At 66.9% G+C, this 4,949-nt stretch carries 4 protein-coding genes and 2 pseudogenes; 4 read left to right on the top strand and 2 right to left on the bottom strand.

Going from position 1 to position 4,949, the window contains the following annotated elements:
* Window positions 1-348: 348 nt before the first annotated feature.
* Both A3IC_RS0113225 and A3IC_RS0113220 read right to left on the bottom strand, forming a co-directional pair.
* On the bottom strand, window positions 349-855 hold the full coding sequence (locus A3IC_RS0113225; protein WP_020550536.1) for an NUDIX domain-containing protein: 507 nt from the start codon (window positions 853-855) through the stop codon (window positions 349-351).
* A 30-nt stretch (window positions 856-885) separates the two neighbouring features.
* On the bottom strand, window positions 886-2,238 hold the full coding sequence (locus A3IC_RS0113220) for an NsdA family TPR-like regulatory protein (protein WP_020550535.1): 1,353 nt from the start codon (window positions 2,236-2,238) through the stop codon (window positions 886-888).
* 192 nt (window positions 2,239-2,430) lie between these two features.
* On the opposite strand from A3IC_RS0113220, the gene A3IC_RS54145 reads away from it, so the two are divergent.
* The 4 genes and pseudogenes from A3IC_RS54145 to A3IC_RS70910 all read left to right on the top strand — a co-directional run.
* Window positions 2,431-2,889 (top strand): ATP-binding protein, encoded by a 459-nt coding sequence (locus A3IC_RS54145; protein WP_106668881.1) that lies wholly within the window; start codon window positions 2,431-2,433, stop codon window positions 2,887-2,889.
* Window positions 2,886-4,190, top strand: a complete 1,305-nt coding sequence (locus A3IC_RS73010; protein WP_079026423.1) for a CYTH domain-containing protein — start codon at window positions 2,886-2,888, stop codon at window positions 4,188-4,190. Before A3IC_RS54145 ends, A3IC_RS73010 begins: the two co-directional genes overlap by 4 nt.
* A gap of 19 nt (window positions 4,191-4,209) precedes the next feature.
* Window positions 4,210-4,341, top strand: a pseudogene (locus A3IC_RS67405) (radical SAM protein); the annotation flags it as partial.
* 204 nt (window positions 4,342-4,545) lie between these two features.
* A pseudogene (locus A3IC_RS70910) lies at window positions 4,546-4,949 on the top strand (pirin-like C-terminal cupin domain-containing protein); the annotation flags it as partial.

Below are 4,949 nucleotides of genomic sequence, written 5' to 3'. Positions count from 1 at the left end.
CGATCGAAACCGGCCGGCTCGCGGTGTTCGGCGCCGGGGACACGATCGACCTCCAGGCCGACGCCCGACAGGATTCGAACAAGCCGAACCTTGAGGTGATCGTTCTCGGCGGGCAGCCGATCGGCGGGAACTGGCCTGGTACGGCTCGTTCGTGATGAACAGCCACCGCGAGTTGTAGCAGGCGATGGAAGACTTCCAGGCCGGTCGCCTGGGGACCGTCCCCACTTCCTGATGCGCTGACCAAGACGGGCGGTCGGTCTGGGTGATTCTCAGACCGACCGCCCGTTGACTGTCCGGCGCCCCAGGCGCTCATGATCAGCTCCGGCCACCCTGCGGCCGTTCGCTCGTTCAGGATCCGGGCTGCCACGAGTCGAGCGAAATGCTGGGGCCATCCTGGAGGTAGCTGAGAAGCGCCGTGCCTGTGGTGGATACGAACTCCTGCGGGATGGAGCCGGTGCTCACCCACGCAACCTCCGAGTGCTTCTCGGGCTCCCCGTTGCCGAGGATGCCTGACCATGAGTGCGCGGCGAACACCACGGTCAAGAAGCCGTTGGGGGCCTCGACGCCTCGGGCTCCGTGGATGACGTGCACCAAACGCAGATCATCGGGCGACACGACGAGTCCGGTCTCCTCGTTGAGCTCGCGCACTGCGGTCTGCGTGATTGGTTCGCCGGGCTCGCTCTTGCCGACGGGAAGATCCCACATGCCTTGGGCGAACTTGGCCTTGGGGCCGCGTCGAAGAAGGGCCACTCGCCGCGATTCGCGGTCGTGAACGATCACGGCGGCAACCAGCAGTGTCATCGACGCCGTGGCGGGCTTGAGTGCGGTGATCTGGTCGGCGGTTGTCTGGGCCACGTCGTTCGGTCCCTTCCGGCGGTGTGGCTGTTAGGTCAGTGCCTCGCGTGCGCGGCGTTCCAGGTCGCTGGCTCCTGGGACTCCGCGTCTACGGTAGATCGCCAACTGGGGGCGGATCGAGCTGATCGCCTTTCTCGTGCGGTTCGAGGTCATCCCCTCCATGAGGTCGAGCGCGCGCCCCCACGTGGCCACGGCCTCATCCGCTCGGGCTTGAGCGGCCAGGCTGTCCCCGAGGTCGGCGTAGGTGAGGGCGTGAACCCGCTTGTACTTCTCGGCGTCCCAGCGGATCAGCGCGGCGCGGTGTTGCTGCTCGGTGCCCGCGTGGTCTTCGAGGTCCGTGAGGGTCCGGGCGGTGTGGCTGGCGACTGTGCCGGCCGCCGGGCCACTGACGAGTGAGAAAGTCGGCTGCGGATCATCGTGCCGAGTGAGGGCGTTCTCTGCGGCCAGGAGTGCTCTGGCTGCGGCGGGCTTGTCGCGGGTGGCGGCGAACGCCCTTGCGTGGGTGATGTGGAGAAGCGCCTCGGTCTGTCCGTCTACCCGACCGACGCTGCGTGCGAGTGCGTTCTCGATCAACGCCACACAGTTGTGAGGCTGCTTGAGGCTGAGCGCCTGGTGGGCCAAGGCACGCATCATCCACCCCGCGTGGCCGTAGGGGTCTGCCTCGACGACGAGTTGGTAGCCGAGCTGGTAGTAGTGCTGGGCGGCGCCTTCTTGGCCGAGGTCGTGGTGTTTCCAGCCCGCCAAGTAGGCCAGTTCAGCTACGGCTCCGAAGGCTCGCCGTCGGGTGCTCTCGTCGGGGAATCGGCCGTGGAGCATAGGGGCTGCCGTGTCTGCGAGGTATGCGGTCACGGTGGTCAGTCCATGCCCTCCGCCAAGTCGCTCGTCCGCCGTGCTGAACACTGCCGTGATCTGTCGGACGACTTCGACCTCTTCGACGCCGACGCGGGCCGTGGTGGTGCGGGCCCGCATCAGGCGGGAGATCGGTTCGGGGTCGTAGTGCAGGGGCATGGCAACGCCTGTGGTCGTGAACGCCGCGACAGCCAGGAAGTTGTGACGCTCGACATCCGCGCGGCCCAAGATGGCGGCCGTTTCGACAGGGTCGCTACTGATCGCCAAGGACTCGTCGGGGGCGGCGAAGCCGATCTCTGCCAGGGTGATCCGGCGCCCGGCACGCCGGGAGAGCGCTTCGGCGATGTACCGGCCGACCTGGCCCGCCGGCTGTCTGCCATTGATCCAGTGGGCTACGGCGGACTTGTTGGTCAACAGAGTCTCGCCGTTCTCCGCGCCGATCCGCCGTACCGCGCCGGCCAGCGCCTCATAGGTCCAGCCAGTGCTTGAAATCGTCTCCCTCAGGCGGTTGTTGGCCTCCTTGCGTGTGTCCACGATCAACCCCCCCAGTGGTGCTGTAAACCGCTTAAACCACTCTACGTGCAGGTATGCGCACTGATTGTGGTGTTCGCCGGGTTCACTGAGTGTCGGAATGGTGACGCCACCGAAGACGCCTCTTTGGCCATGTCGTAAGGGGCCATGGGGCGGCGTCACAGCTATCTGATTCGCTCGCAGACTGGAGGCCGCATGTCCGTCAGCGTCATCGCAACGCCCGCGGGCCCTTCGGGCACCGCGCACATCGAGAACCCGGTAGTACGGCCTGACGACATCGGCTGCTTCCTGGAGCTGCCATGCCTCCCCGAATCCGCGAGGTCCGCCCGGAAGTTGGTGACCGCCGCTCTGACGGCTTGGTCCGCTGAGGAGTTGGGCGACGTGGCCGAGTTGCTCGTGAGTGAGCTGGTCGGCAACGCGGCCAAGCACACGGGCTGCACGCGGATCTCCGTTTCGGTGAACCGGCAGAAGGCGTCAGTGTGGGTAGGGGTCCAGGACTCCTCCGGCGCACTTCCGTGCCGCACGGACCCGAAGCGTGAGGCGGAGTCCGGCTACGGCCTGGGACTCGTGGAGTCCCTCTCCTCCCGCTGGGGCGTGGCCTGGGCGCCGCTCGGAAAGTGGGTCTGGTTCGAGCTGAGGACGGGCACTTCATGACCGCCGAACCCACCACAACAGGGGGCCGTCACCGCGGCGAGCACCGTGATCCGGCCGGAGCGGTACCAACCGGCGTCTGGGCGCTCGGGCACATGGTCACTCTGCTCCTCCTCGGTGTGTCCGCTGCATATCGGTTGGACTCTGACCGCCGAACAAGGAATGGAGTTCATATGGACGTGAGGCGTGGGTCCTTCGTCACCCTCGACGGTCTCAGCGCGAGCGGGAAGACCACCGTCGCCCCGCTGGTCGCAGCCCTTCTCGGCGGCGTTCACCTCACGGACGACGCCTTGCCGACATTCCCCCGTATGCGGGCGGAGGTGGACGCCGCCGGCATCCTGCCGGCTCGGTTCCACTGGTGGATGATGGCGAACCACATCAAGTCGGAGAAGGCGCGGACGATCACCGAGAGCGGCCAGGCGGTGGTGGTCGAGTCCTACTTCCCGCGCACGGTTGCCACGCACAGGGCCATGGGGCACCCCTGCGCGGCGGAGTACCCGAGCGGGGTTCTCGCGCCGGACGTGGCGATCTTCCTGGGGGTGGACGAGCACGTTCGCCAAGAGCGCCTTCGTCGGCGGGCCGAACGAGGGGTGCTGAGCTACTGGCACCAGCGTGAGGAGCCGAACGTCGCCGAAAGCTCCCGCGTGTACCTGGCATTCGGCCTCGTCAGTGTGGATGGCACCGACCGCACGCCGGAGGAGGTGGCCGGCGAAATAGCCGATATCGTGCGCTCGCGTGTCCCGAACTTCGCCTGGAAAGGGCAACTGCCCATGACTACAACTGAGTTCGAAGCGAAGATCCTCGGCATCGAGCCGGAGAAGATGCGTGCGCGCCTGGCTGAGGCCGGGGCGGAGCACCTCGGCGACCGGTTCCAGCGCCGCTACGTCTACGACATCCCCGGCCGGCCCGGCACGTGGGTTCGCCTGCGCGACACCGGCAGCAGCGTCACGCTGTGCGTCAAGGAGATCCACTCGGACGCGATCGACGGCGCGACCGAAACGGAGACGACTGTCGGCGACTTCGACACGACCAACACGCTCCTCGGCAAGCTCGGCTACCAGCCGAAGGCATATCAGGAGAACCGCCGGTCCTCCTGGACGCTGGGCGGCGCGGCCATCGAGATCGACCACTGGCCGTTGATCCCCCCATACCTGGAGATCGAGGGGGACAGCGCCGATCACGTCCACGCGATGGTGCTCGCACTCGGGCTTCCCCTGGATGAACTGACGAGTGAGAACACGACCAAGGTTTACCGCCAGTACGGGATCGACATCGAGGCGATCCCCCGACTCACGTTCGAGTGACAGGAGGCAAGCCTTGTCTGTGACCCAACGCCCGGCGGTCCGGGTTGTGCGGGACAGGACCATCCGCGTCAAGGTGATCGACGAGTGCGGGTTGGCCTGCACGTTCTGCCATAACGAGGGAACGCCGGTCACTGCCGACAACAGGGGCCGCACGCTGCTGCCCTTCCTCTGCGTGCCCGTGGCCGAGCTGCCGAAGAGCGGGATCGTGGAAGAGGTGAAGGCGTTCAAGGACGCCGAAGTCCGGCGGCTGACGAGCCAGTACGGCGCCGCTGCCTGAGCGATGGACGTGGCCTGGACAACTTCATGAGTACGCCGGACCACCCGTGACCTTGGCGGGGCGGGTGCCACGGGGTGCTTGGTGACCAGCGGCGGTCTGTTCCACGGCATTCAGTTGTGGGTCAACCTGCCGTCCGAGCAGAAGATGACCGACCCGCGCTACCAGGACATCCGCGCGGGTGACGTCAAGCTGCTCTAGTCGGACGACGGCGGCGCGCTGGTGCGGCTGATTGCCGGCTCGGTCGGCGGCTCGGTCGGCGGCTTCGACGGCCCGGGTATCACACACCCCGATCACGTTGCTGCACGCTTCGGTCAATCCGGTGCGCGACTTTCGCTGCCGTGGCGCAAGGACTACAACGCGTTGGTGTACGTGCTCGCCGGTTCCGGGACCGTCGGTACGATCGGCGACCGATCGAAACCGGCCGGCTCGCGGTGTTCGGCGCCGGGGACACGATCGACCTCCAGGCCGACGCCCGACAGGAT

Origin of the sequence: Embleya scabrispora DSM 41855 (assembly GCF_000372745.1) — a bacterium.
Classification (GTDB): domain Bacteria; phylum Actinomycetota; class Actinomycetes; order Streptomycetales; family Streptomycetaceae; genus Embleya; species Embleya scabrispora.
This window is presented reverse-complemented; position numbering and strand designations above follow the sequence as displayed.

Excerpts from the sequence above, each read along its gene's own strand:
- A3IC_RS54145 (WP_106668881.1), top strand. The coding sequence starts at position 2,431 with ATGTCCGTCAGCGTCATCGCAACGCCCGCGGGCCCTTCGGGCACCGCG.
- A3IC_RS73010 (WP_079026423.1), top strand. The coding sequence starts at position 2,886 with ATGACCGCCGAACCCACCACAACAGGGGGCCGTCACCGCGGCGAGCAC.